Genomic DNA, 24714 nt, shown 5'->3' with positions numbered 1-24714 from the left:
CTGGATGTTTTTTTACATATGTTTCAAACGCTCAATTCTTTCTGAAATAGGTGGATGAGTGTAAAATAGTTTTTTCAAGAAACTTGGTTTTTGAGGATCATTGATATAAAGCGCACTACTAGCATCATCCGCATGATGACTCATGGGTTGACTATTGTCTAATTTTTGTAAAGCATTGATCATCCCTTGAGGATTACGAGTTAGTTCAACACTCGAAGCATCCGCCAAAAATTCCCGCTGGCGAGAAATAGCTAATTGCACTAAAGTTGCTGCTAAAGGCGCTAAAACAATGGATAGGAGAGAAATTACTAACATAATCACTTCAAGTCCCCAACTATCACGATCATTACTTCTACGACTACGGCCAGCACCTCCCCACCACATCATACGACCAGCCATACTTGATAATAGCGTAATCGCACTAGCTAGAGCAACAGCAATAGTTGAAATACGAATATCGTAGTTGCGAATATGGCTAACCTCATGGCCGATCACGGCTTCTAACTCCTCACGGTTCATGATCTCTAAAAGTCCTGACGTAGCAGCAACAGCAGCATTTTGAGGATTCGAACCTGTGGCGAAAGCATTCAAACCTTGGTCATCAATAACATAAACTCGTGGCATAGGAATCTGAGCTACCATAGCCATATCCTCAACAACATGATAGAGAACAGGTTCTTCATTCCTATCAACCTCACGCGCACCATTCATACTCATGACAATCTCTGTAGATTGAAAAATCATGGTCAAGGCATAGATGAAACCGATAATCATGGCTACGGTCACTCCCCATATTCCTGAGTTTATGAAGAGAAAACCAACAGCATAACCAACCAAGGCTAACAAAAGAAAGAAGACAATTAATAGAACCCAAGTTTTTCGTTTATTACTAGCGATTTGTTTGTACAGCATCTTAGTCACCTAAACCACTAAAATCAACTCTAGGCACAGCCTTTTCTTCTTCTGGAGTTTGAAGGAAATCCGCTGCCTTGAAGCCAAATATAGTCGCAACCAGATTACTTGGGAAAGTTTCTAATTTAACATTGTAGTTGCTAACGACACTATTATAAAGCTGACGTGAATAAGAAATTTTATTTTCTGTGTTAGTCAGTTCTTCTTGTAAGTGAGCAAAATTGCTACTAGCCTTCAAGTCAGGATAATTCTCTGCAACCGCAAAAATACCAGATACCTGACGAGTCAGTGCATCACTAGCTTTCATGGCTTCCGCGGGTGTAGTTGCTGCAGCTACTTGTGTTCGAAGTTGAGTAACTTTTTCCAGAGTAGAGTTTTCATATTTCGCATAACCTTTAACTGTTTCAATTAAGTTCGGTAAGAGATCATTTCGACGCTTCAACTGAACATCAATCTGACTCCAAGCTTCCTTGGTCTGCATACGATTTTTCACCAATTTATTATAGCAGTCAATTACCAAGAAAATAATTAGCGCAAGAAGTCCATAAAAAATCCAATTCATCATAAAGCTCCTTTCTGCCTTTTGATTAGTACAAGTATATCAAATTTCCATGTTTTTGTGGTAAAATAAGATGATATACAAGAAGGATATAACTATGAAACCAGAAACTTTTTACACATTACTCACTGAACAAAATATTGTTCTTACTGACCAGCAAAAAGCACAATTTGAGCGTTATTTTGAACTCTTAGTCGAGTGGAATGAAAAAATCAATCTAACTGCCATTACGGATAAGGAAGAAGTCTATCTCAAGCATTTTTATGATTCGATTGCACCTATCCTGCAAGGGTTGATTGAAAATCAGGAAATTAAGTTATTAGATATTGGAGCTGGTGCTGGATTTCCAAGCCTTCCTATGAAAATTCTTTACCCTCAGTTAGATATAACCATTATTGACTCTCTAAACAAGCGAATCAACTTCCTTAATCTCTTAGCACAAGAGTTAGACTTAGAAAATGTTCACTTCTACCATGGACGTGCAGAAGATTTCGGTCAAGACAAGAATTTTCGTGCCCAGTTTGATATCGTCACAGCTCGAGCAGTTGCTCGTCTGCAGGTCTTATCTGAATTAACCATTCCTTTTCTAAAAATCGGTGGAAAATTACTGGCACTCAAGGCAAGCAATGCACCCGAGGAATTGGCAGAGGCAAAAAATGCTCTTACCCTTCTCTTTAGCAAAGTTGAGGACAACATCAGCTATACTCTTCCCAATGGAGATCCTCGCTATATTACTGTAGTAGATAAGAAAAAAGAAACTCCAAATAAATATCCAAGAAAAGCAGGTATGCCAAATAAACGCCCGCTTTAGAGGAATTATAAATAAATCTGCAGAATCAACCTCGCTTTCCTATTTCTAGGCTCGGGAAAAAATGATTTACAAAATCATACCTCGCTTTCTGATTTCTGGGCTCGGGAAAAAATGATTTACAAAATCATTTTTTTCTGCTATACTATCACAAGCAAAGGTTTTTAATGTCATCCCGTGAGGTGACGAAGACGCAGATATACATAACATTCATTAAAATGTGGTCAATTATTTTTTAATGAAGTCTTACTCTGAGAGCCTATTGCTGTAAAATAATGGGCTCTTTTTTGATGCCCAAAAGTGAGGTATTTATGAAACAAGAATCAACTGTTGATTTGTTATTAGACGTCGACCAACGTCCTTCTGCTGGTAAGGGAATTCTTCTCAGCTTCCAGCACGTTTTTGCTATGTTTGGTGCAACAATTTTGGTCCCACTCATTTTGGGAATGCCTGTGTCCGTTGCCCTCTTTGCTTCAGGGGTTGGTACCCTCATCTATATGATTGCAACAGGTTTTAGAGTTCCTGTTTATCTTGGTTCTTCTTTCGCCTTTATTACAGCCATGTCACTTGCCATGAAAGAAATGGGGGGTGATGTATCTGCTGCTCAGACAGGGGTTATCCTAACTGGTTTTGTTTATGTCCTTGTTGCTGCAAGTGTTCGCTTCGCAGGTACAAAATGGATTGATAAACTCTTGCCTCCAATCATTATCGGACCAATGATTATCGTTATCGGTCTTGGGCTTGCTGGTTCTGCCGTAACCAATGCTGGTCTTGTAGCTGACGGCAACTGGAAAAATGCTCTTGTAGCTGTGGTTACCTTCCTCATCGCTGCCTTTATCAATACAAAAGGAAAAGGTTTCCTTCGTATCATTCCTTTCCTCTTTGCAATTATTGGTGGATATCTCTTCGCGCTAGTACTTGGCTTAGTTGACTTCACTCCTGTTCTTCAAGCTAACTGGTTCGAAATTCCAGGCTTCTACCTACCATTTAGCACAGGTGGTGCCTTCAAACAATACGACCTTTACTTTGGTCCTGAAACAATCGCCATCTTACCAATCGCTATCGTAACCATTTCAGAACATATCGGTGACCACACCGTTCTAGGTCAAATCTGTGGACGCCAATTCTTGAAAGACCCAGGTCTTCATCGTACCCTTCTCGGTGATGGTATCGCAACTTCTGTTTCTGCCTTCCTTGGTGGACCAGCAAATACGACTTACGGTGAAAATACAGGGGTTATTGGTATGACTCGCATCGCTTCTGTCTCTGTTATCCGTAACGCTGCTTTTATCGCTATTGCCCTTAGCTTCCTTGGTAAATTTACTGCCTTGATTTCTACAATTCCAAACGCTGTACTTGGTGGTATGTCAATCCTTCTATACGGGGTTATCGCAAGCAACGGTTTGAAAGTCTTGATCAAGGAACGTGTTGATTTTGGTCAAATGCGTAACCTAATCATCGCAAGTGCGATGTTGGTACTTGGACTTGGTGGAGCAATCCTCAAACTTGGTCCAGTTACCCTTTCTGGGACTGCTCTTTCAGCTATGACAGGTATCATCTTGAACTTGATTTTACCATACGAAAATAAAGATTAAATATTTAAATCTCTAAACATAAAAAATCCACTCAAATAAAGAGTGGATTTTTTATGACCTTTTTGGATTCTGTTTCTTTTCTAACATTAAATCCTTCAATGAAATAATGGTTACAGCTAGTAAAATCATTGTCATACCAAGAAAATCTACTGGATAAAAGATATCCCCCATAATCATAAAGGCAAAAAACACTGCCGAGATGGGCTCAATAGATGCCAAAAGACTAGACTTGACCGGTCCAATCATACTGGCACCCTTAAGAAAGGCTGTATAGGCAAAGACTGTTCCAATAAGGATAATACCTGCAAAAGCTAGAATGGTATCAAAAGCTAAGGGGACACTAGCACCGATAATCCCAGTAAATGGCACCGCTACAAACCCAGAGATGGTCATCCCAACACCAATGACTAGAATACTTCCCCACTTTTGAATCAAATGAATGGGTAAAATGATATAAAGAGCATAGGTCAGAGCTGAGAACAAACCCCAGAAGAGTCCAGCTAGTGTCATAGAAAGCTGATCCAACTGCCCATGGGTTGCAATGAGAAAAGTTCCACCTATAGCCAAAATCATAGACAGAATTTCTGAAAGTGTAGGGGCTACCTTATCTTTTATACAAGTATAAGCTAAGATTCCAACTGGACAGACATACTGAAGGACTGTCGCTGTACCAGCATTTGTTTCCTGAATAGCTGATAAATAGGCCAATTGATTTAAAAAGAGCCCAAACAAAGAAAATAACAAGAGAGAAAACAGACTTGATTTATCCGTCAGAAAAGCCAAAAACTGCTCTTTAGATTTTATATAAGATAAAAGAACCAAGAGAAGACCTGCGATAATTAAACGAATATTGGTTAAAACAAGAGCAGAAATTCCTTGAGCCATCAGGTACTGCCCACTGGTTCCTGACAGTCCCCAAGCAATACCTGCAATGACTGTAAATAGAGTTCCTTTTAAAGCTTTAGACATAAGTCCTCCCTAGTCTGCTTCACGTATTAAGTCCATGACTTGATTACGGTCCAATATCCACTGGGCACGCTCATCTTTTTCATAGGTTCGGTTAGAGAGAAAGATTACTGCCTCTTGTTTCTTTCGATTCCACATGATAAAAGTTCCAGTATAGCCTGTATGGTCCAACCATTCACCTTCTATATTCCAAGCCAATGAACGTTCCTTGTCATCCAAGTCTGAATAATTTTGACTTAAGTCTTCAGCAAAGGAATCCTGTAAATAATGCTCTAGGAAGATTTTTAAATCATGAACAGTTGAAAATAAACCTGCACTCCCAGCGTGTCTACCTAGTAAACGCGCCTTGGGATCATGTACCACTCCTGCTTTCTGACCACGAACAGTCGGCACAGCACTGGTTACAGGACCAAACCTCGTTTCCTTCATCTTCCATGGATCCAAAACTTGCTCTTGTAAAATCTGATCCAGGTCCTTTTCAAAATAGGATTCTAAGAGAAAACCAAGCAAGAGAAAGTGCACATCCGAGTAGAGAAAAGCTCGTTTCTCTCGACGATTCAGATGAAACATGGCATCTTTAAGTTGGTCTGCTGAGAGCTGATCTCTATTAGGGATAAAAGGATCTAAATCCGTCGCATGAGTTAATAATTGTCGAACGGTGATGTCTGGATAATCCGTCTCTGGAAGGTACGCCTTTATGGATTGATTGAGCTCAATCTTACCTTCCTTCCACAAGAAGGTTAAGACCGTTCCTACTCCGACGACCTTGCTCACACTTGCTAAATCATAGACCAACCCTTCACGCGTCTTCTCAGCAATTTCTGGATTTGCTTTACCTAGATACCAGTCAGACCAAACGCCATACTGATAATACGCAAAAGAGGCACCAGGATAAATCCCTGCCTCAATTTGTTGCTCTATTTTTTGAATGATTTTTTGTTTCATACTGCTTCAAACCACAATTCGACATTGTTGGTATCCTTAGTTAGGAAGAACTTCTCAGATTTAGGAATAAAGTCACCTGTAGCTTCAAAACGTTGGCGAAGACTTGCTAGGTCAAGTTCTTTCACTTGGAATTTCAACATAGACAAGTCCCAAGTTACGTTATTTTCAACAAGTAAATCACCGCCTTGAGCTTCTCTAAAAGCGATTCGATTTTCGATTTCTTCTTTTTCAAGTAGGCTGCTTGTATCTTCTGGCAAGTTAACTTCCACTGAGATTTCAAACGCCGTCAAATATTGCATGTTCTCGTCTTTTGAAAAAGTGACTTCTTCTTCAACCTTTTCCAAATCTCTAATATCATCTTCCGCATGGACAAGGACACAATCGCCTTCTGGAGAAAGAACCTCAAAAGCATATCCCTTGTTTCCTTTATAGAGTTGAGGAAGCTTTTCCATTCTAGCTAGTAGCGCTTCAATCTCAGATGAATTTTCTACTTTTACAATCAATCTAGCTAATTTTTTTACCCCTTCAACCTTACGGCTTCTCATACTCGGTGACTCTTCTAAAACTAACTTTTCTATGCCTGACTGGTCTCCTAATGATAAGAAAGCTGACTCTTCAAGCAAGGGTTTCATACCCAAAGTCTCAATATAAAATGATTCATTTAAATTTCTATTATTTACCTTTAGCGTCGGGATCATACGCACAATTTGATTTACAATCATAAATTCCTCCAACACTTTTTATTTTAAAGGATTTTATCTTATTTTACAAGTTATTCAACTAAAAACTTTAACTATATTAACTCTTTAAATAAATAAATCCCCCTTCTACTGACAGAAGGGGGACTTATTTATTTACTAAAAATCCTTATTTAGTCTTTCCAAGATAGTGTTGCTTGTAGACCGTAATGATCGCTCACCTGTGGACTGTTTTTACCATCAAAGACCACGTGAAGTTTTTCTACCTGCACATCCTTTGTTGTAAAGATATAATCGATTCGAAGAGGTTCGCTGTTTCCCTTCCAACCATCAATTTCAGGCGGAACGGTGTAGCTACCACTTCTTTCTTTTGCAACTTCAAATGCATCTTGCAAGTCTAGTGGACTAGCTAAAATAGCTTGGTAACCCTCTTGGCCAGCAGGATTATTGAAATCACCTGCTAGTAAGAGAGTCTTATTTAATTCTTTCAGAACTGCTTCAAAACGCGCCCATTCCTCTTGGAAGCCTTTATCCCACCAAGAGAGATGGACACTCGCAACAGCAAGTTCTTTACCTTCAACTACTGTTTCTGCTAAAGCAACTCGTCGTGTGTGATAATCTGTCGGATCATCCACATCTGAAACCAAAATCTCACGCTCTTCAATCGGTGTTTTAGATAGGATTGCAACACCTTCATGATAGCGGTCATAACCGATATGGTTATAAGCCCATGTCCAATAGTATTTCAGTCCTTTTTCAGCTAATTTCTCTACCATAAGGCGGACATAGTGGTCTTGGTGAATCAGTTCTGCTGAAGGTAACGGATGATAAAGTGGACCAGCCTCTACTTGCTCTGAGGTGATTTCTTGGTTAATTTCCTGAAAACAAATCAAATCATACTTGTGTTCAAGGATATCTTGCAACAAGAGCTGAAATTTTTCTTCAGGATCTTTTTCCATCCAACTATGAGTATTGAGTGTTAAAAACTTCATGCTTTTCTCCTATAAACAAGAGGTTGGAAAAATACTTCCAACCTCCTAAATATTACAATTCTACTTTTGCAACTGGTGTGTTAGCTGCAAGAGAACCTGTTTGTTCTAATTTAACTGATTTAATTGCATCGCCATTTGTAAAGACAACTACAGTTGTAGTTTCACGACCAGCTTCGCGGATAGCACCTAAGTCAGCTGTGACAAGAAGATCACCTGCAGCAACTTGTTGTCCTTCAGCAACACGAACTGTAAATGGTTTTCCTTCAAGACTTACTGTGTCTAAACCAATGTGAACAAGTACTTCGAGGCCTGCTTCAGTCACAAGACCAAGAGCATGTTTAGTTGGGAAGATGCTTGATACAGTACCTGATACTGGAGATACAATGTTTCCGTTTGCTGGTTCTACTGCAAATCCATCACCCATCATTTTTTGTGCGAATACAGGATCCTTCACTTGGTCCAATTCAATCACTTGACCGTCAGCAACTGAGTAAACTTCTTCAGTCACACCTTTATATACAACAGCATCTTTTTGAGCTGCTGCCATTTGACTTGGAAGAGTTTCAGGAATCACTTCACCTGAGTCAAGGATATCTTGGATATCTGATTTCAAAACGTCAGCTTTAGGTCCATAAATAGCTTGGACACCTTGTCCTTTCATGACAAGTCCCATAGCTCCTTCAGCCTTCCATTGTTCTTCTGTTCCGACTTTTTCAGCGTCTTTTACAGTAACACGAAGACGAGTCATACATGCGTCCACATCAACGATATTCGCACGTCCACCAAGAAGGTTGATGATGTTCACAGCTTGAGAAGCTTCTGCAACTTTTGACTCACCAGCAGCTGCAGATTCTGATGAACCTTCAGCATTTTCGTAGTTTCCGTTACGTCCTGGAGTTGCGTAGTTGAATTTCTTGATCATGAAGTTAGCGATAACATACATAATAACTGCAAAAAGTACTGTTACCCAAATAAAGTTAATGATATCCATACCAAGACCAGCGTTGATAGCTAATGGTGTACGAGTCAAGAATTCGATTGAGCCGAATGAGTGAACACGAAGGTTCACAATATCAGCCATTGCAAAGGCAGCACCTTGAACAAGAGCGTAGACAAGGTAAAGAGGTGTTGCGATGAACATGAACATGTACTCAATTGGTTCAGTTACCCCTGTCAAGAATGTTGCAAGAGCAGTTGCAATCATCATACCTTTGTATTGGTGTTTCTTATCTGGATCAACGTTACGGTAGATAGCCACAATTACACCCATCAAGATACCAAACGAACCAATCATTTGTCCAACTTTGAAACGAGCTGGATGTACTGTATCTAACAAGTGTTGGTATTGACCTGCGTCAGTACCTTTAAGGTTTACAAGGTCAGTTACCCATGCAAGCCAAAGTGGATCTTGTCCAAATACTTGAGTGCCTTTTGCTGCACCAGTTAACACATCATAAGTACCACCAAGAGCTGTATAGTTCATTGGGATAGTCAACATGTGGTGAAGTCCGAATGGCAAGAGCAAGCGTTCCAAAGTACCATACAAGAATGGTGCAAGAACTGGTGCTGTTTCTTGTGAATTGGCAATCCAGATACCGAAGTTGTTGATACCTGTTTGAACAACTGGCCAGAAAGCTGAAAGAAGAATTGCAGCGATTGCTGAGCGAAGAATAACTACAAATGGTACAAAACGTTTCCCGTTAAAGAATGAAAGGGCATCAGGAAGTTTACGGAAATTATAGTATTTGTTAAATGCAGTCGCTCCAACAAAACCTGAGATAATCCCTACAAATACCCCCATGTTAAGGGCTGGTGCCTCAAGTACACTAATGAAGTAATCAGCAACCTTGATAGATCCACCAAAGATTGTTGAAACCATAGCGTTAGGATCTTTCAACATATCCCCTGATACACCGAAGATTGTACCAGTGATACGGTTAATAAGGATAAATGCAAGACCTGCCGCAAAAGCACCACCAGCACGTTCTTTAGCCCAGCTTCCTCCAATAGCGAGGGCAAACAAAATATGAAGGTTACCGATAACTCCCCAACCAATTTGCTCTAGTACGCCACCAGTAATAACTAGGGGAGCAAGGTTTGGGTCAATCATTGCAAGTGACTTACCGATTGAGATCATCAATCCAGCCGCTGGCATAACAGCGATAACCACCATTAGAGCCTTACCGAATTTTTGCCAAAATTCGAAAGACAAGACATTTTTGAATGTATCTTTCATCATTCAAATCTCCTTTTATATTTATTAGGCAAACGTTTTACGAAAACGTTTGCACTTGTTTGTGACTTAATTATACCACTTTTTATTTTTTTGTAAAGGCTTTTTTAAAAATTTTTTTCTGTCCAATCATTTCAATATCTCTCACTTATTTGCTGACTTTGAGTTTGCGGGTCTTTTTTGATATAATATTAGCTATGAAATCCTATAATACCTTGAATGATTACTATCGAAATTTATTTGGAGAAAAGACTTTTAAAGTCCCTATTGATGCTGGCTTTGATTGTCCCAATCGAGATGGAACTGTAGCACATGGAGGCTGTACTTTTTGTACTGTTTCTGGTTCTGGAGATGCAATCGTTGCTCCTGATGCTCCTATTCGCGAGCAATTTTATAAGGAAATTGACTTTATGCACCGTAAATGGCCAGATGTAAAAAAATATCTAGTCTATTTCCAAAACTTTACTAATACTCATGAAAAGCTCGAAGTGATTCGTGAACGCTATGAACAGGCTATTAATGAACCTGGTGTTGTTGGAATCAATATCGGTACACGACCAGATTGCCTGCCTGATGAGACTATCGAATACTTGGCAGATCTGTCAGAACGAATGCATGTTACTGTAGAGTTAGGTTTACAAACAACCTATGAGGAAACTTCTGAATTGATTAACCGTGCCCACTCCTATGAACTCTACGTGGAAACGGTTAAGCGCTTGAGAAAATATCCCAAGATTGAAATTGTAGCTCATTTGATTAATGGTTTACCAGGTGAAACTCATGACATGATGGTGGAAAATGTTCGTCGTTGTGTGACTGATAATGATATCCAAGGGATTAAACTACACCTACTTCACCTTATGACGAATACTCGGATGCAGCGAGATTATCACGAAGGTCGTTTGCAGCTCATGAGTCAGGATGAATATGTCAAGGTTATCTGTGACCAACTAGAAATTATTCCAAAACATATTGTTATCCATCGCATAACAGGAGATGCACCTAGAGACATGCTGATTGGTCCTATGTGGAGTCTCAACAAATGGGAAGTTCTAAACAGCATTGAAGCTGAAATGAGACGTCGAGGTAGTGTCCAAGGATGCAAGGCTGTAAAACAGGAGTTTATGAATGAAAAGACCACTTGAATTGGCGCATGATTTTCTTGCCCAAGTCATCACAAAAGATGATGTTGTTGTAGATGCAACAATGGGAAATGGACATGATACACTTTTTCTTGCTAAATTAGCTAAACAAGTCTACGCTTTTGATATACAAGAACAAGCTCTTCAAAAAACAAGTCAACGTCTACAAGAAGCCGGTTTGACCAATGTTGAATTACTTCTCCAAGGTCATGAAACCGTAGATCAGTTTGTAACTGAGGTGAAGGCAGCCATCTTTAATCTAGGTTATCTTCCTTCTGCCGATAAGTCTATTATTACTAAACCTCACACAACCATTGAGGCACTTGAAAAACTCTGTCAGATGCTCGTTAAAGGCGGACGAATAGCCATCATGATTTATTACGGGCATGAAGGCGGAGATATAGAACGGGATGCAGTCATGGATTTTGTCAGTCACTTACCACAACAAGAATACACTGCCACTATCTATCGCACCCTCAACCAAATTAACAATCCTCCTTTTTTAGTTATGATTGAAAAGATAGAAAGGTATCGACATGGATAAACAATACCTAAAAGACAAAATTGAAACTCTCCGGCATAACTTCGTCGAATCAACCCAACATGAACGTGCAGTTGGTATGTTAGATGAAGCCCATATGAGCAAGAAGATGTTGAAAATCAAGAAAAAAATGATTTCACTTGAAATGGAGCGTTGTCAGAAGAAAATCGAGCATAAGGACTGCTCGAAGATTGATCAAAAAATCCAAGAACAAAAGGAACTTTTTGAAGCTTGTCGCAAACAAAAATAAGGAGGTAGAAGATGAATTTACTTTTTTATCTCTTAGTATTTTTACTAGTTCTTATTGTTTCTAGCACGACCAATAAACTTCTTCCCTTTTTACCCATGCCCCTGATTCAAATTTTGTTAGGGATTGGAATTGGGCTTTGCTTACCTAACAACCAATATCACTTAGATACTGAGTTGTTTCTGGCTTTAGTCATTGGCCCACTACTCTTTCGTGAAGCTCAAGAAGCAGATGTAACCTCTATCTTAAAGCACTGGAGAATCGTTCTCTACTTGATTTTCCCAGTTATCTTTATATCAGCTCTGAGCATGGGTGGACTCGCTCATGTCCTTTGGGCTAGCCTACCATTAGCAGCCTGTGTAGCAGTTGGTGCTGCCTTAGGGCCTACAGACCTAGTTGCCTTCGCTTCCCTTTCTCAACGTTTTTCCTTTCCAAAACGGGTTTCTAATATCTTAAAAGGGGAAGGTCTTCTTAATGATGCTTCTGGTCTAGTAGCCTTTCGTGTGGCTCTCATCGCTTGGACAACAGGAACATTTTCGCTCACCCAAGCCGGAACTTCATTAGCTATTTCCATTGTTGGAGGTTTTGCAGTCGGCTTTATAACAGCCCTAATCAATCGCTTCCTCCATACCTTTTTACTTAGTGTCCGCGCAACAGATATCGCAAGCGAGCTCTTGCTAGAACTCAGTTTGCCCCTCTTGACATTTTTCATAGCTGAAGAGATTCATGTCTCAGGTATTATCGCCGTTGTAGTCGCTGGGATTTTGAAAGCCAGTCGTTTCAAAAAAATCAACTTGCTTGAAGCCCAGGTTGATACTGTTACCGAGACTGTCTGGCACACTGTAACCTTCATGCTCAATGGTTCTGTCTTTGTCATTCTTGGGATGGAACTGGAAATGATTGCTGAACCAATTCTTAAGAGTGCATTTTACAACAAAGTGCTTCTCTTAGTCAGCGTTTTTCTCTTGACCTTCCTACTCTTTGCCATCCGCTTTGTGATGATCTACGGCTTTTACGCTTTTCGGATTAAGAAACTTCATAAAAGCTTAGATAAGTATGTCAAAGATATGCTTCTCCTTACCTTTTCTGGCGTCAAGGGAACTGTATCCATTGCCACTATCCTTTTGATACCGTCTAATCTAGAACAAGAATATCCTCTTCTTCTCTTCCTCGTAGCTGGTGTAACACTTGTCAGTTTCCTTACGGGATTACTGGTACTTCCACACCTTTCCGAAGAGAAAGAACCATCTAAGGATCAGCTCATGCACATCGCTATCTTAAATGATGTCGCCATGGAGTTAGAGAAGGATTTAGAGAACACAAAAAACAAGGTTCCACTCTATGCGGCTATTGACAATTATCATGGACGTATTGAAAATCTCATCCTCAGTCAGGAGAACAAGGAAATCCAGGAAGACTGGGAAGCTCTCAAACTACTGATTCTCAGTATCGAGAGCGATGGTTTGGAGCAAGCCTATGAAGAAGGCAAAATCGGCGAAAGAGGATATCGTGTCTACCAACGTTATCTGAAAAGCATGGAGAAAAATATTAAACGAAACTTCGCTTCTCGAATAACCTACTACTTCCTTGTTTCTATTCGGATTATACGTTTTCTCCTACACGAGTTGCTTACATTTGGCAAAACCCTTCGTTCCTTGAAGAACAAAGAAACCCAAAGACTTCTGGCCATTGACTATGACCAGATTGCTGAACTCTACCTAGCCAACACTGAAATCATCATCGAAAGTTTGGAAAACCTTAAAGGGATTTATAAAAGTTCTCTGATCAGCTTCATGCAGGAATCTCGTCTACGTGAAACCAGTCATATTACGAGTGGCGCCTTTGTGGAACGGGTTATCAATCGTATCAAACCCAATAACATCGATGAAATGCTTAGAGGTTACTACCTTGAACGTAAGTGTATCTTTGAATACGAAGCTCAAAAACTCATCTCAGCTCAGTATGCCAAAAAGCTACGCCAAAATGTCAATAATTTAGAAACCTATTCCTTAAAAGAATCTGCTAATACCTTACCTTACGATATGATGGAATTAGTTCGAAGAAATTAAAGTCTATACAAAACAAGAAAAACTGGAGGTTTGTGAAATGAAAAAGTTGTGGAAACAGCTGAACGATAGACCATTATTAAAAGCTTTTTTACACTACTATCAAGCCTCTGATAGCGAGCTAACCAGCGTTGCTGTTGCCTACTATTGGTTGATTTCAATCTTCCCTTTACTCATGATAGTGGTCAATATCTTACCCTACTTTCAAATTCCCATCTCAAACTTTCTATTAACCATCAAGGAATTTTTACCAGATACAATCTATGAAGTTGTTGCAAAGATTGTCAGAGAAGTTCTGACTCAACCATCGACAGGTTTACTGAGTTTTGCTATCTTATCAGCTCTTTGGACTTTCTCCAAATCCATGAATTTTCTTCAAAAGGCTTTTAATAAAGCCTATGGAATCGCAAAAAATAGAGGAATTATCTCACATCAGATGATGAGCCTCTTAGTTAGCTTTGGACTTCAAATTCTCTTTGCGCTTGCATTATTCCTTAGTATGTTTGGCCATATGCTATTGGATTTGCTTAAAAACTACTGGAAATCTGAGAGTGCTCTGTTTTCATATCTACAAGATTTTACAGGACCGCTGATTTATGCCTTCCTTTTTGCAATCGTAATCATGCTCTATTATTTCCTACCAAATGTTAAAGTAAGTAAGATTCGCTACGTCATACCTGGAAGTCTCTTTGTACTAGTTACGACGATTGCTTTATTAAACATCTTTGCAGCTTATTTCAACAATTATGTCAATTATCTCGTTGACGTTAGATTTTTCAGTTCGATTGTCGTCGTCGTCATGATGTTCTGGTTCATTATCATTGCAAAGATATTAATTATCGGTGCTGTCATCAATGCCAGTGTTCAAAGTTTGAAGGATCCAGACTTTAAAGCAAATCAATAATTTTTTATCGATTAATACTTAATGAAAATCAAAGAGCAAACTAGGAAGCGAGCCACAGGTTGCTCAAAACACCATTTTGAGGTTGTGGATAGAACTAACGAAGGCAGCTCAAAATACTATTTTGAGGTTGCAGATGGAAGCTGATGTGGTTTGAAGAGATTTTCGAAGAGTATAAACAAATTAATCCCCCAGTCATTTGATACTGGGGGATTTTTGAATGTCCTACTTTATTGTCCACTAGTGATGGCTTGCAATTCTGTTTTTAGATAGTGAGCCAAATGTTGGTGAGCAAAAATATTGGCATTTTTTTCTGCGGTAGGATTGTAGTTGGTGTTGGTATTTACATCATAGACATAAATGTCTCCACTCTCTGATTGAACCCATTCGATCGCCGCAACTTCAATCTGAGCATTTTTCAAGAAATTCTCATAAACTTCTCTTCGGTCATCTGGTAGAGGTTCTGTAATCTGGAATTTTTCAGACGTTTCTAGTTGCTCTGGTCTCTTGCCGATTTGGCAACCATCTGCTGGGCACAGTTGGAATCCATCTGAAGAATCGATCGAAACAGTATAGAGGAATTTTTGATTGATAAACTCTGAACGACGGATACGTCCATCACTTGGCTTGATGTAAGCTTGTAACAAGGTAATCCCGTCCACTGATGGTTCAAAGAGGGGACTATTGACGTAAGCTTCAAGCTCCTCTTCATTTTGGAAGAGTTGAACGCCTAATCCCTTACCTGCTCGATTGTGTTTGGTAATCAATGGATAGATGTTCAATTTTCTGGCTGCTTCAATGATATTTTCTTGGCCCAAAACTGCAACTGTCGCAGGCGTTTCAATACCTGACTCGTTTAACTTCAAATATTGTTTGACTTTACTGATTTCTAGGTTGATAGCGCCTGTTCCATTCACAACCTTGCGTCCATGTGCTTCTAACCAAGTAATTATCTGCTCAGTAAATTCTGGCGCATAGCGATGTCCTCTAGTGTGAGAGGATGCAGACATGCGATTGTAAAAGATACCCTGTGGCGGTGGACTTTGCAGATCCAAAATTCCACTAGACAAATCCCACAGTTCATAAGGGACTTCTAGTTCTTCCAACCATTTGACCAAATGCTGGGTCCATTCAAGATTCTCATGAATTACATAAACTTTTGCTTCACTCATTATTCATATCTCCTTAAGAAAAGCTGACTGATAATTGGCTTTCCTTTTCTTCTTCTAAAATATATCCTTCTGTTTTTTCGATAACGCTGACTGTTAAGATTTGACCCAAAACATTGATCATAGTACGACCAGCATTGACAAAGAAATCAACTGCAAAGATTAAGGCTACTCCTTCAACTGGCAATCCCAGTTGAGGTGCTGCTGCTAATAGAACCACGATAGCCCCTGATGGCACAGTTGCTGCAGTTTTTCCAATCAAGGTCAACAATAAAACAGTAAACAAGAGACTTGATAAAGAAAATTGAATGCCGTAGGCATGCGCGATAAAGATTGTCGCTACTGAGAAATAAACTGCTGCTCCTTCTAAATTAAAAGTATATCCTAAAGGAACAACTAAATCAATTGTATGCTCGTCATGGCCCTGTTTTTTCAAATCTTTAAGAAGGGATGGCAAGACAACACTAGAACTACCCGTAACAAAAGCTAGAGTCAAGAGACTCCAATTTTCACGAAAGGCTGTCAAATACGGTACTTTAAAGAAGAAAGCAATCAAAGGGAAAATAAGAAGAACCAATACAGCATAAGCCAAATAAGTTCCAATTACAAATTGACCAAGTCCAATCAATTTATCAACACCAGTCGTTGCAACGTCTTTGGCAATAAAGCCAAAAATTCCAATCGGTGATAATTTGATAATTACTGCAACAATCTTGTAGATGGCTTCAATCCAGATTTGGAAACCTTCAATAATCTTCTGAGATTTCTCAGACTTAAGATTCCCAATTCCGTAACCAAGAAAGATTGCAAAAACGATAATTGGCAATAGAGCACCATCTGAAAGAGATTTAACGATATTTGATGGAATGAAACCAAGCAAAAATTCGCTGAACTTGACATTGTTGGCAATCCCATCAAGGTTCCCACCAGTTTGACCAATGTTCACACCTTGTCCAAATCCCAAATAGTAACTAGAGAAAACAAACAAGAGCGTAATGGCAGTTGTTATGGCAAAAAAGTAAACCAAACTCTTGGTCAAGATTTTTCCAAAAGATTTTTTTCCGATAACTCCAGCTACTGCAACAACGATGGTTGGGAAGATTAGCGGAATGATAACCATATTGATTAATTTAATAAAGGCTTGACCTAAAAATTGATAAAAGCCTGCAAATTGTGGCCAGATGACCGCAGCGATAACACCTAAGACCAAAGCCACCAATAATTGAATGCCTAGTGAGAGTTTTGACCATAACGTAACTAATTTCATAAGAAACTCCTTTGTTTTATTTGCTACTCATTCTACTACTATTCTTCTCCTCTGACTAATATATTTTTTCTATGGTCACCATAAAAAAGATTTATAATGAAGACTCAAACTATCATCATATCAAATACACGATTTATTTTAAACAAGAAGGAAGTATAAAATCTGTTTCTTACTAATGACTTTTTGATTAAACAGTGATAAATCAAGGAATTTACTTTTCTATTCTCAAAATTTTATGATACAATATTGTTATGATTTTAATGAAACTCTCTTCCGTCTTGCTTTTGGTACTAACCTTGGCTCTGTCGATTATTCTAAGCAGACTTTTTAAGTTAAAGAAAAGAGGTATCAATGCTGCTGATTTGGCTTTTCCTTTTCTGATTTTTGAATATTATTATATCAGTGCTAAGGTTTTTACACACAATCAACTTCCCATTTTGGGAACAGCGTTATCTTTGCTCGCTATCGTTCTAACCTTTTTCTTTTTGAGAAAAAAACGTAGTTTTTATTATCCAAAATTCCTTAAATTCTTTTGGAGAGCTGGATTTCTACTTACATTGCTCATCTACATCATCATGATTGTTCAAATTTTCATGATGAAATAACTACTATAAATTTTGCCAGCACCTCAATAGTTGGCGACTCAAGGTTCTATATGAGGTGCTTTTCTAATGACGTTTTTAAAAAGAGATTATTAAAAAAAAAAATAGGAGATAAAAAAAGTGAAAAAAACACTCTTGGCAAGCGCCATCACGCTTACTTATCTAGGATTTGCAACAAACCCAGCTTTAGCTGAAGAAAGTAAAGTACAAACTACAACGGTAGAAACAACTCAAGAGAATACAAGAACTGATAAGGTCGAAAAGAAGGAACCTTCAACTAAGGAAACTGCTCACTCAACTGACGCAAGTTCAAGCGTACCAACAACTTCTACAACAAATCCAAGTGAAACTCCAGCTAAGAAAGAGGAAGACAAGGCTCCAGAAGTCAAAAAAGAAGGTTGGGTATTAGAGGAAAACCACTGGCGTTTCTTTGAAAATAATGCCCCTGTTCTTAACTGGAAAAAAATTCAAGGAAAATGGTACTACTTCAACAAAGATGGCATCATGCTGAACGATACTATTTTTGACGGATATATCCTGACTAGTAGCGGGGCTATGGTCGATTATGGTTGGAGTAAACTCCAAGATAAATGGTATTACGCTAACGCTTATGGAAAAATTTCTCAACAAAAATGGGAAAAAATCGGTGGTGTCTGGTACTATTTTGATCAAGACGGAGTCATGCTCAGCAACACCATTTTTGACGGTTATCTCTTTACCAATAGTGGCGCCATGGCTGAGAATTCTTGGGTCAAACAAGATGGACAATGGTACTATGCCCTTGCTTCTGGTAAATTAATCAAAAATAAATGGGATAAAATTGGTGGTACCTGGTACTACTTTAACAAAGATGCCATCATGGCAAGCAACCAATGGCAAGGTAGCTACTATCTAAAAGATAGTGGTGCAATGGCTGAAAAAGAATGGATTTTCGATAAAAATTACAATAGTTGGTTTTATTTGAAGTCAGGTGGTGTATACGCAGCGCGTGAATGGATTGGATCTTACTACCTCAAAGCTGGTGGCTACATGGCTAAGAGCGAATGGATTGACGACAGCTACTATAAAGCTCGCTACTATGTAGATGAAAATGGAGTCTATGTTACAGGGACCCATAAGATCAATGGACAAACTCATCAATTCCAAAGCAATGGGAAATGGATTGGTGAAACTTCTGTAAGTCGTGGTTTTAAAAAGGGTAAATATAACAATATCATCTTCCTAGATCCAGGACACGGCGGTAAAGACCCCGGTGCATCTTATTATAACATCACTGAGAAAGAACTAAATATGCAAGTTTACCAAAAACTACGCAAGGAGCTTGAAGGTCTCGGCTATACTGTTCTTTCTTCAAGAGATAGTGATGTTTTTGTCGACTTTGTCACCGAGCGTTCAAAAATGGTTAATAATACTGACTCAGATATCTTTATCAGTATTCATTTTAACGCCAGTGGAAGTCCTGTTTCCAATCGTTCTGGAATTCAAACTTATTCTTATGAAGAAGCTGCAGGTTATCCTTCTAAGATCAATCCATACTGGCATAACCATCCAGACCGTATCAGTGAAAGCAATCGCCTTGCTGCTGATATCCACTCTTCACTCCTAGCTGAAACTGGTGCCAAGGATGCAGGACTCCTACAAAGTAGTTTTGCGGTCCTTCGAGAAACTGACAAACCAGCCGTTCTATTGGAATTGGGATATATTGACAATTTCAATGAAAATCAACAAGTCCGCAGTGATGCTTATCAAAATAGATTGGTAGCAGGGATTGTCAAAGGTATTCAAAAATATTACGCAGGTCAATAAAGAAAAAGTCTCGAGAAATCTCGAGACTTTTTGTTACTCTTCTTTCTTATTAGTTTCTGGAACGAGGAAACCAATCCCCACACAAGCCAGAACACCAGCACCGATTACCAACCCACTTGAAAGTGGCAAAATATCAAGAATAGCATTTGCAATAATAAAAGCAATAATCAAGCACATGAGACTAGCTTTATAATCTTTTTTCACTAGATTTTCAAGAGTAAAGAATAGAAATAGACCTACTGGAAAGAGTGCCCAGATGTTAACATCCAAACTTGGCCATCCAACAAAACCAAAATACAAGACTACTGCTGCAACTACTAACAATCCGATACCTAATACTTTTTTCATAATATTACCTCATTTTCTAATTTGTTAGGAAGCTTTGTCTCCCTTTGACAGTTACTACTATAACAGAAATAAAAATCACAAACAACAGCTTTTGTCTATGTGGTAGTTATGATAGACTATGTGGTTAGAATCTTATAAAAAGAAAAAAAGAAGCCCTAATGAGCTTCTTCACTTTGCCGATTGCAGGGATCGAACCTGTGACCTTCGCGTTACGAGTGCGGTGCTCTACCAACTGAGCTAAATCGGCGATTACACTTACAGTATAGCACTCTGAGGATGGATGTCAAGGAATTTTCATCTCTATTTGAAAAAGCCTGTCCTGAGACAAGGCTTTGAGTTTCTTCATCTTAAGAACCTGCACTTTCGTAGGAATCCAAGCCCTTGTCCCAGAGTTTCAAGGAAATACCTAAGAAGACTAGGGAAATCAAAATCAAACCTCCAATGTTAAAGAAGACATCCTTGTCCTGCAAGAAATAACTAGCAGGATAGTAGGCCGTAAAGGCAAAAGGCACGATAAAGCTGATCAACCAACGAAGAGCTGAATTATAAATGGAAATGGGGTACTTGGCAAAATCATTAAACATATAGAAAATGTAAATCATGGCGCCTGACTGCTTGGTCCAAAAAGCGATGCTGGCAGTCGCGATTTTCAAGGAAGTATAAATCAAGGTCGCAAAAGGAATACAAACTAGGAAAAGCAGGAATTTTGGAAGAGTCCAAGCAATGCTAGTCACTGTTGTTCCCAGTAGGATACCACCAACCAAGAGCTCGCCCAAGGCATCGATCTGAAAGGTCTCAACTAGGATGTGAAAGAGAGGATTGATAGGACGAGTCAAATACTTGTCAAACTCCCCTTTTCGAACTAGTCGTTGACCTAAAGCCCAGAGATTGTCAAAAAAGAGATGATCTAATCCCTTAGGAATCAAGGAAAATCCATAGATAAAGGCGATTTCTTGAAAAGTCCAACCTTCTAGTGATGGAATGTGTTGAAAAATGACATTGAGAAACAAGAGGTTCAAGCCTTGAGTTAGAAAAACTCCCAGCACACCAACCACAAAATCCACCTTGTATTCCATGATTTGTTTGATGTATTGTCTGATAAAAATCAGATGCATGCGTTGATATTTTTTCATACTAACCTCCCTGAATGGTAATAAAGGACTGGACTCGTTTCCAAATCAACTGAGACAAACCTACCATCACTAAGAGCCAGAAGAACTGGAGCAAGATGGCCTGAAGAATCTGACTAGCATCGTATTTCCCAACAATGATCATGACTGGGGTATAAATCAAGGATGAAAAAGGCAAGAATGAGAGAATATCTGAAACCACCTTTGGAAAGAAAACCAAAGGAATCAAACTTCCAGACATAAAAGCCACTATGGAAGTTTTGAGGAGATTGGAACCCCATAGATTTTTAAACACAAAAGCTGAAAACCCAAAACAGATATTAAAGAAAAAATTAATCAGGTAGGCCAGCGTTAAGCTAAAAAGATAAAGAACAGTTAAGCCCAACATTTCTACGATTCCTTGTCCAGATAAGATTTTCATCAGCACAATGACACTTAAAAATGGAAGTCCAACAGAGATAAAAATCAACCACTTGGAACCAAGCTCAGTGAAAAGATAGGAGGCTGCAAAATGCACTGGTCGCAACAATCGCATGATGATGGAACCATCCTTGACCTCCTCCCCAATCATAAAGGAGCTATCCGATCTAGTCAGAAGATTGGTCACAAAACTCATGATGATGTAGAGGGTGATATCTGCCATACTGAAACCCTGAATCAAGGACTCCTGCGATGAGTCAAAGACAGCCTTCCAAAGATAAAAAGCCACAAAAGCCCCCATGACATCGCCAATCCGATAGAGAATAAAGTTGACTCGATAGGTAATCAATTCCTGAACACCTGCATTGATAAAGGGTTTATAACGTCTCCACAATTTGACCATCTTAGAGCTCCTTTCGATAGAAGCGACGGATAATATCCTCGATATCCGTATCCACCATCTTCAAATCGCGGATTTCAAAATCAGACAGGGTTTGCTTGATAATGTCCGCCGACTGGTAGCGTGAACTATCAAATTCAATGTTGAGGCTATTTCCTTGTCTGTCAATTGTCATATCCGAAAAACCTTCATAGTGAGAAACTAGATGACCTTGACCTGGTACCAGTTCAAAGGAGAGCGTCTTCATCTTGCCAAAGGTCTCCTTGAGCTGGCTCACCGTTCCATCAAAAATCTCCTGCCCCTTGTCTATCATGAAAATCCGATCACAGAGTTGCTCAATATCACTCAAATCATGAGTAGTCAAGAGAATAGTTGTCTCTTCCTCCTGATTTATCTGGGTGATAGCACGTCGAATGTTATCCTTGACCGACACATCCAAACCAATAGTCGGTTCATCTAAAAAGAGAACTTTGGGATTGTGAAGCAAGGAAGCCGCAATATCCGCCCGCATCCGTTGACCTAGTGAAAGAGTCCGCACAGGATCCTTGACAAATTCCTTCAAATCTAAAACTTCATTCAAAAAGTCCATGCGCTTATGGAAAAGCGAGTCTGGCACATCGTAAATCTCCTTCAAAACCGTGTAGGTCTCTTGTAGTGCCAAATCCCACCATAGCTGGGTGCGTTGTCCGAAAACGACTCCAATATCCTTGACATAATCTTGGCGATTGTCCTGTGGAATCTTGCCGTTAATCCGACAAAAACCAGATGTGGGCTTCAAAATTCCTGTCAGCATTTTGATGGTGGTTGACTTCCCAGCACCATTTGCCCCGATAAATCCTAAAATCTGTCCTTTTGGAACTTCAAAGGTTAAATCCTTGACCGCTTCAAAAGTCTGCTTTTCAGGATGAATAAAGGAGCGCAAAGCCCCCTTCAAGCCCGGTTCCTTAACAGTCTTCACAAAATTTTTCTGAAGATGTTCCACTTCTATCATTGCCATATCTATCTCCCTATCGTAAGAAACAACATTGTATTTTTGACTACAAATATTCTAAATCCTTACTTTCTACACTTTCTCAATATTATTACAGAATGATTTATACCAACCTATTATAATCCAATAAAAAAAGGAATGCAAGCGTTTGCTTATAGATTATGAAATTAGAGATTTCTCTCTTAAAACACCAAAAAACCTACCATTAGGGGCAGTCTACGAATTGTAAAAAGACAAACTATTTTGATCAATATGAATCACTATTTAATCAAAGAACTAATCTTTCATAATTCTTTTCACAATCCCATTTCTATCAATAAGAAAACAGTCTGGAAAAGTCATCTGTTCCCATTTTTCATAATCAAAACTGGAATCAAAGTGATGTAGTAGTATTCCTATTAAATTCCCGTGTGAACTAAGTAAAATCGTTTTTTCTGAGTATCTCTCTTCCAATTCAATTAAAAAATTTAGTACTCTAGCTAGTGCATCTTGATTTGATTCCCCTTCTGAAAGTGATTCACTGGGATTTTGCCATAAATATTTAATACTGTCTTCAAACTCAGAATCTTTTATAAAGGTTGAAGATAATTTTCGCTCTCGTAACCGATTATCAAGAACTATTTTATCAAATTGAATTGGCGAGCTATTAATCGTTTCAAATGCTCGATTATAAGGACTAGAAAAATAATAATCAATATTAAAAGAATTCAAAAAATCTAACTGATTAAGAGATGAAAATCCTTTTTCTGACAAAGTTCTATTAAAATCATCACTTGAAAATCTTGAATGAGCATGTCTAAGTAAAATATAAGAATTATTCATAAGTCATTACCTTTCAATTATTATCATCAGTCTCAATGGATTTTTAAGCCCTCAATTATTCTCTAAAAATTCTATAATGCGAGAAACAATAGCATCGCTTTGATAATGATAAAGTTCGTGAGGCGCATCCATATAGATGACTTGAACATTAGACTGGTCGCTTGCAAATCTCTCTGCATAATGTTGCCATTCTGATTGGCTAAAGGTCGTGTCTTCACCGTTAGAAACCAGGAGTAAGGCAGGAATTTTAGAATGAATTGAATTTCCTATTTTCTTAGCATTCTCCTTTACTAAATTGGATTCATTTAGCATGGCTTGCGACATCAACTGTTTATAAGCTAGGAGTTTATACTGTTGTCGTTCAGTTTCAGTCAGAGTTAGATTTTTTATATAAAAGGACTCAGGGAAATAGCGTAATAAGCCAATCTTACTGCTCCAATAAACCACAGTAAGCAAGGCCTGATTATCCTTTAAATCCTCATAACTTGCTGGTAATGCCCAATCCAAACCAACCAAGGCTTTCACTTCATCAGGATACTTTTCCTGCCAAGCCAGACTCTCAAGACTAGCCATGGAATGAGATAGAATAATAAAAGGCCCTGTGACATTAGACTGAGAAAGAGCTTGACGAGTTTCAGATAAAACCTCCATCACATCTCTGGATTGATTACTATCATCACTATAACCATAGCCAGCTCTCTCAACTACGACAATTTTATAATTCTTTGATAGGGAATCTGTTAGATTCTTAAAGTCTAATATAGGTGAAGCAATACCAGCACCTGATAGAAACACTATCGTCTCAGATCCTTCACCTTGAACATAAACATTCATTTGATGCCCATTGACAAGAACTGTTTGTCCCATAGGTGTTAAGAATTTATTTTCCTTTTGTAAACTGATTCTGTGATAGAAAAATGTCCCTACTAAAAACAAAAGAATGAAACTAAGAAGCCCTAGACACCATTTTTTCAGTATTTTCATAGCATTATTGTACAAAAATTAGACTCTTTTAGCAACTTAAGTTTAAGAATTTTCCAGTATAATCTGTATATATCCAGAAACAAAAAACCCACCCAATGGGCAGGTTACCAATTATAAAAATCAAACTATTTTGATTAATATGATTCACTATTTAATTAAAGCACTAATCT

At 38.7% G+C, this 24714-nt stretch carries 24 protein-coding genes and 1 tRNA gene; 9 read left to right on the top strand and 16 right to left on the bottom strand.

Going from position 1 to position 24714, the window contains the following annotated elements; all coding sequences use genetic code 11:
* Positions 1–12 precede the first annotated feature (12 nt).
* Positions 13–912, bottom strand: a complete 900-nt coding sequence (htpX, locus tag ACWPVF_RS03185; protein WP_454384646.1) for a zinc metalloprotease HtpX — start codon at positions 910–912, stop codon at positions 13–15.
* A gap of 1 nt (position 913) precedes the next feature.
* Positions 914–1474, bottom strand: coding sequence for a LemA family protein (locus ACWPVF_RS03180; RefSeq protein WP_045613936.1), 561 nt, complete (start codon positions 1472–1474; stop codon positions 914–916).
* 94 nt (positions 1475–1568) lie between these two features.
* Here ACWPVF_RS03180 and rsmG point away from each other — a divergent pair, with 94 nt between their 5' ends.
* On the top strand, positions 1569–2282 hold the full coding sequence (rsmG, locus tag ACWPVF_RS03175; RefSeq protein WP_045613937.1) for a 16S rRNA (guanine(527)-N(7))-methyltransferase RsmG: 714 nt from the start codon (positions 1569–1571) through the stop codon (positions 2280–2282).
* A 308-nt stretch (positions 2283–2590) separates the two neighbouring features.
* Positions 2591–3874: a uracil-xanthine permease family protein gene (locus ACWPVF_RS03170; RefSeq protein WP_414307142.1), complete on the top strand. Its 1284-nt coding sequence runs from the start codon at positions 2591–2593 to the stop codon at positions 3872–3874.
* Positions 3875–3925: 51 nt separating this feature from the next.
* On the opposite strand, the gene ACWPVF_RS03165 is transcribed toward ACWPVF_RS03170, so the two are convergent.
* The 5 genes from ACWPVF_RS03165 to ACWPVF_RS03145 all read right to left on the bottom strand — a co-directional run bounded on the left by ACWPVF_RS03165 (position 3926) and on the right by ACWPVF_RS03145 (position 9714).
* Entirely contained in the window at positions 3926–4843 is a 918-nt protein-coding gene (locus ACWPVF_RS03165; RefSeq protein WP_414307143.1) for a DMT family transporter, read from the bottom strand.
* A 9-nt stretch (positions 4844–4852) separates the two neighbouring features.
* Positions 4853–5785 (bottom strand): serine hydrolase domain-containing protein, encoded by a 933-nt coding sequence (locus ACWPVF_RS03160; protein ID WP_414307144.1) that lies wholly within the window; start codon positions 5783–5785, stop codon positions 4853–4855.
* Entirely contained in the window at positions 5782–6507 is a 726-nt protein-coding gene (locus ACWPVF_RS03155; RefSeq protein WP_454384642.1) for a CppA N-terminal domain-containing protein, read from the bottom strand. The genes ACWPVF_RS03160 and ACWPVF_RS03155 overlap by 4 nt, the downstream gene beginning before the upstream one ends.
* Positions 6508–6656: 149 nt before the next feature.
* On the bottom strand, positions 6657–7475 hold the full coding sequence (locus tag ACWPVF_RS03150; protein ID WP_045613945.1) for an endonuclease/exonuclease/phosphatase family protein: 819 nt from the start codon (positions 7473–7475) through the stop codon (positions 6657–6659).
* A gap of 52 nt (positions 7476–7527) precedes the next feature.
* Positions 7528–9714 (bottom strand): PTS transporter subunit IIBC, encoded by a 2187-nt coding sequence (locus tag ACWPVF_RS03145; protein ID WP_142321337.1) that lies wholly within the window; start codon positions 9712–9714, stop codon positions 7528–7530.
* Between the two features lie 191 nt (positions 9715–9905).
* Here ACWPVF_RS03145 and ACWPVF_RS03140 point away from each other — a divergent pair, with 191 nt between their 5' ends.
* The 5 genes from ACWPVF_RS03140 to ACWPVF_RS03120 are packed head-to-tail and all read left to right on the top strand — an operon-like array spanning position 9906 to position 14608.
* Entirely contained in the window at positions 9906–10853 is a 948-nt protein-coding gene (locus ACWPVF_RS03140) for a TIGR01212 family radical SAM protein (RefSeq protein WP_045613947.1), read from the top strand.
* Positions 10837–11394, top strand: a complete 558-nt coding sequence (locus ACWPVF_RS03135) for a tRNA (mnm(5)s(2)U34)-methyltransferase (RefSeq protein WP_414307147.1) — start codon at positions 10837–10839, stop codon at positions 11392–11394. The genes ACWPVF_RS03140 and ACWPVF_RS03135 overlap by 17 nt, the downstream gene beginning before the upstream one ends.
* Complete coding sequence (locus ACWPVF_RS03130; protein ID WP_281137956.1) at positions 11387–11641, top strand: hypothetical protein; 255 nt, start codon at positions 11387–11389, stop codon at positions 11639–11641. The genes ACWPVF_RS03135 and ACWPVF_RS03130 overlap by 8 nt, the downstream gene beginning before the upstream one ends.
* Before the next feature lie 11 nt (positions 11642–11652).
* Positions 11653–13707, top strand: coding sequence for a cation:proton antiporter (locus ACWPVF_RS03125; protein ID WP_454384638.1), 2055 nt, complete (start codon positions 11653–11655; stop codon positions 13705–13707).
* Positions 13708–13744: 37 nt separating this feature from the next.
* Positions 13745–14608, top strand: coding sequence for a YihY/virulence factor BrkB family protein (locus tag ACWPVF_RS03120; protein WP_045613953.1), 864 nt, complete (start codon positions 13745–13747; stop codon positions 14606–14608).
* 227 nt (positions 14609–14835) lie between these two features.
* Here the strand turns inward: ACWPVF_RS03120 and ACWPVF_RS03115 are convergent, their stop codons facing one another.
* Positions 14836–15777 carry an ATP-grasp domain-containing protein gene (locus ACWPVF_RS03115; RefSeq protein ID WP_454384636.1) on the bottom strand — a complete coding sequence of 314 codons (942 nt, stop codon included), beginning with the start codon at positions 15775–15777 and terminating at the stop codon, positions 14836–14838.
* A gap of 13 nt (positions 15778–15790) precedes the next feature.
* Positions 15791–17041 (bottom strand): dicarboxylate/amino acid:cation symporter, encoded by a 1251-nt coding sequence (locus ACWPVF_RS03110; RefSeq protein WP_454384634.1) that lies wholly within the window; start codon positions 17039–17041, stop codon positions 15791–15793.
* A gap of 245 nt (positions 17042–17286) precedes the next feature.
* Here ACWPVF_RS03110 and ACWPVF_RS03105 point away from each other — a divergent pair, with 245 nt between their 5' ends.
* The gene (locus ACWPVF_RS03105; RefSeq protein ID WP_045613958.1) at positions 17287–17646 is read left to right on the top strand and encodes a DUF3397 domain-containing protein; all 360 of its coding nucleotides are present in this window, start codon (positions 17287–17289) and stop codon (positions 17644–17646) included.
* Between the two features lie 117 nt (positions 17647–17763).
* Positions 17764–19449, top strand: coding sequence for an N-acetylmuramoyl-L-alanine amidase (locus ACWPVF_RS03100; protein WP_414307150.1), 1686 nt, complete (start codon positions 17764–17766; stop codon positions 19447–19449).
* Between the two features lie 33 nt (positions 19450–19482).
* Here the strand turns inward: ACWPVF_RS03100 and ACWPVF_RS03095 are convergent, their stop codons facing one another.
* From ACWPVF_RS03095 to ACWPVF_RS03065, 7 genes are all read right to left on the bottom strand, one after another.
* Complete coding sequence (locus tag ACWPVF_RS03095; RefSeq protein WP_414307151.1) at positions 19483–19797, bottom strand: hypothetical protein; 315 nt, start codon at positions 19795–19797, stop codon at positions 19483–19485.
* 174 nt (positions 19798–19971) lie between these two features.
* Positions 19972–20044: transfer RNA gene (locus ACWPVF_RS03090), tRNA-Thr, on the bottom strand.
* Between the two features lie 100 nt (positions 20045–20144).
* Positions 20145–20930, bottom strand: coding sequence for an ABC transporter permease (locus ACWPVF_RS03085; protein ID WP_265481946.1), 786 nt, complete (start codon positions 20928–20930; stop codon positions 20145–20147).
* A 1-nt stretch (position 20931) separates the two neighbouring features.
* Positions 20932–21750, bottom strand: a complete 819-nt coding sequence (locus ACWPVF_RS03080; RefSeq protein WP_454384631.1) for an ABC transporter permease — start codon at positions 21748–21750, stop codon at positions 20932–20934.
* 1 nt (position 21751) lies between these two features.
* The gene (locus ACWPVF_RS03075; RefSeq protein WP_454384629.1) at positions 21752–22744 is read right to left on the bottom strand and encodes an ABC transporter ATP-binding protein; all 993 of its coding nucleotides are present in this window, start codon (positions 22742–22744) and stop codon (positions 21752–21754) included.
* 270 nt (positions 22745–23014) lie between these two features.
* Entirely contained in the window at positions 23015–23560 is a 546-nt protein-coding gene (locus ACWPVF_RS03070; protein WP_454384627.1) for a histidine phosphatase family protein, read from the bottom strand.
* 51 nt (positions 23561–23611) lie between these two features.
* A complete protein-coding gene (locus ACWPVF_RS03065; RefSeq protein WP_454384625.1) occupies positions 23612–24544 on the bottom strand; it encodes an alpha/beta fold hydrolase in 933 nt (310 codons plus the stop codon).
* Between the last annotated feature and the right edge of the window lie 170 nt (positions 24545–24714).

It is taken from the genome of Streptococcus sp. Marseille-Q7087 (assembly GCF_965111935.1).
The sequence above is the reverse complement of the archived record's forward strand: the minus strand, read 5'-3'. Positions and strand labels throughout refer to the sequence as shown.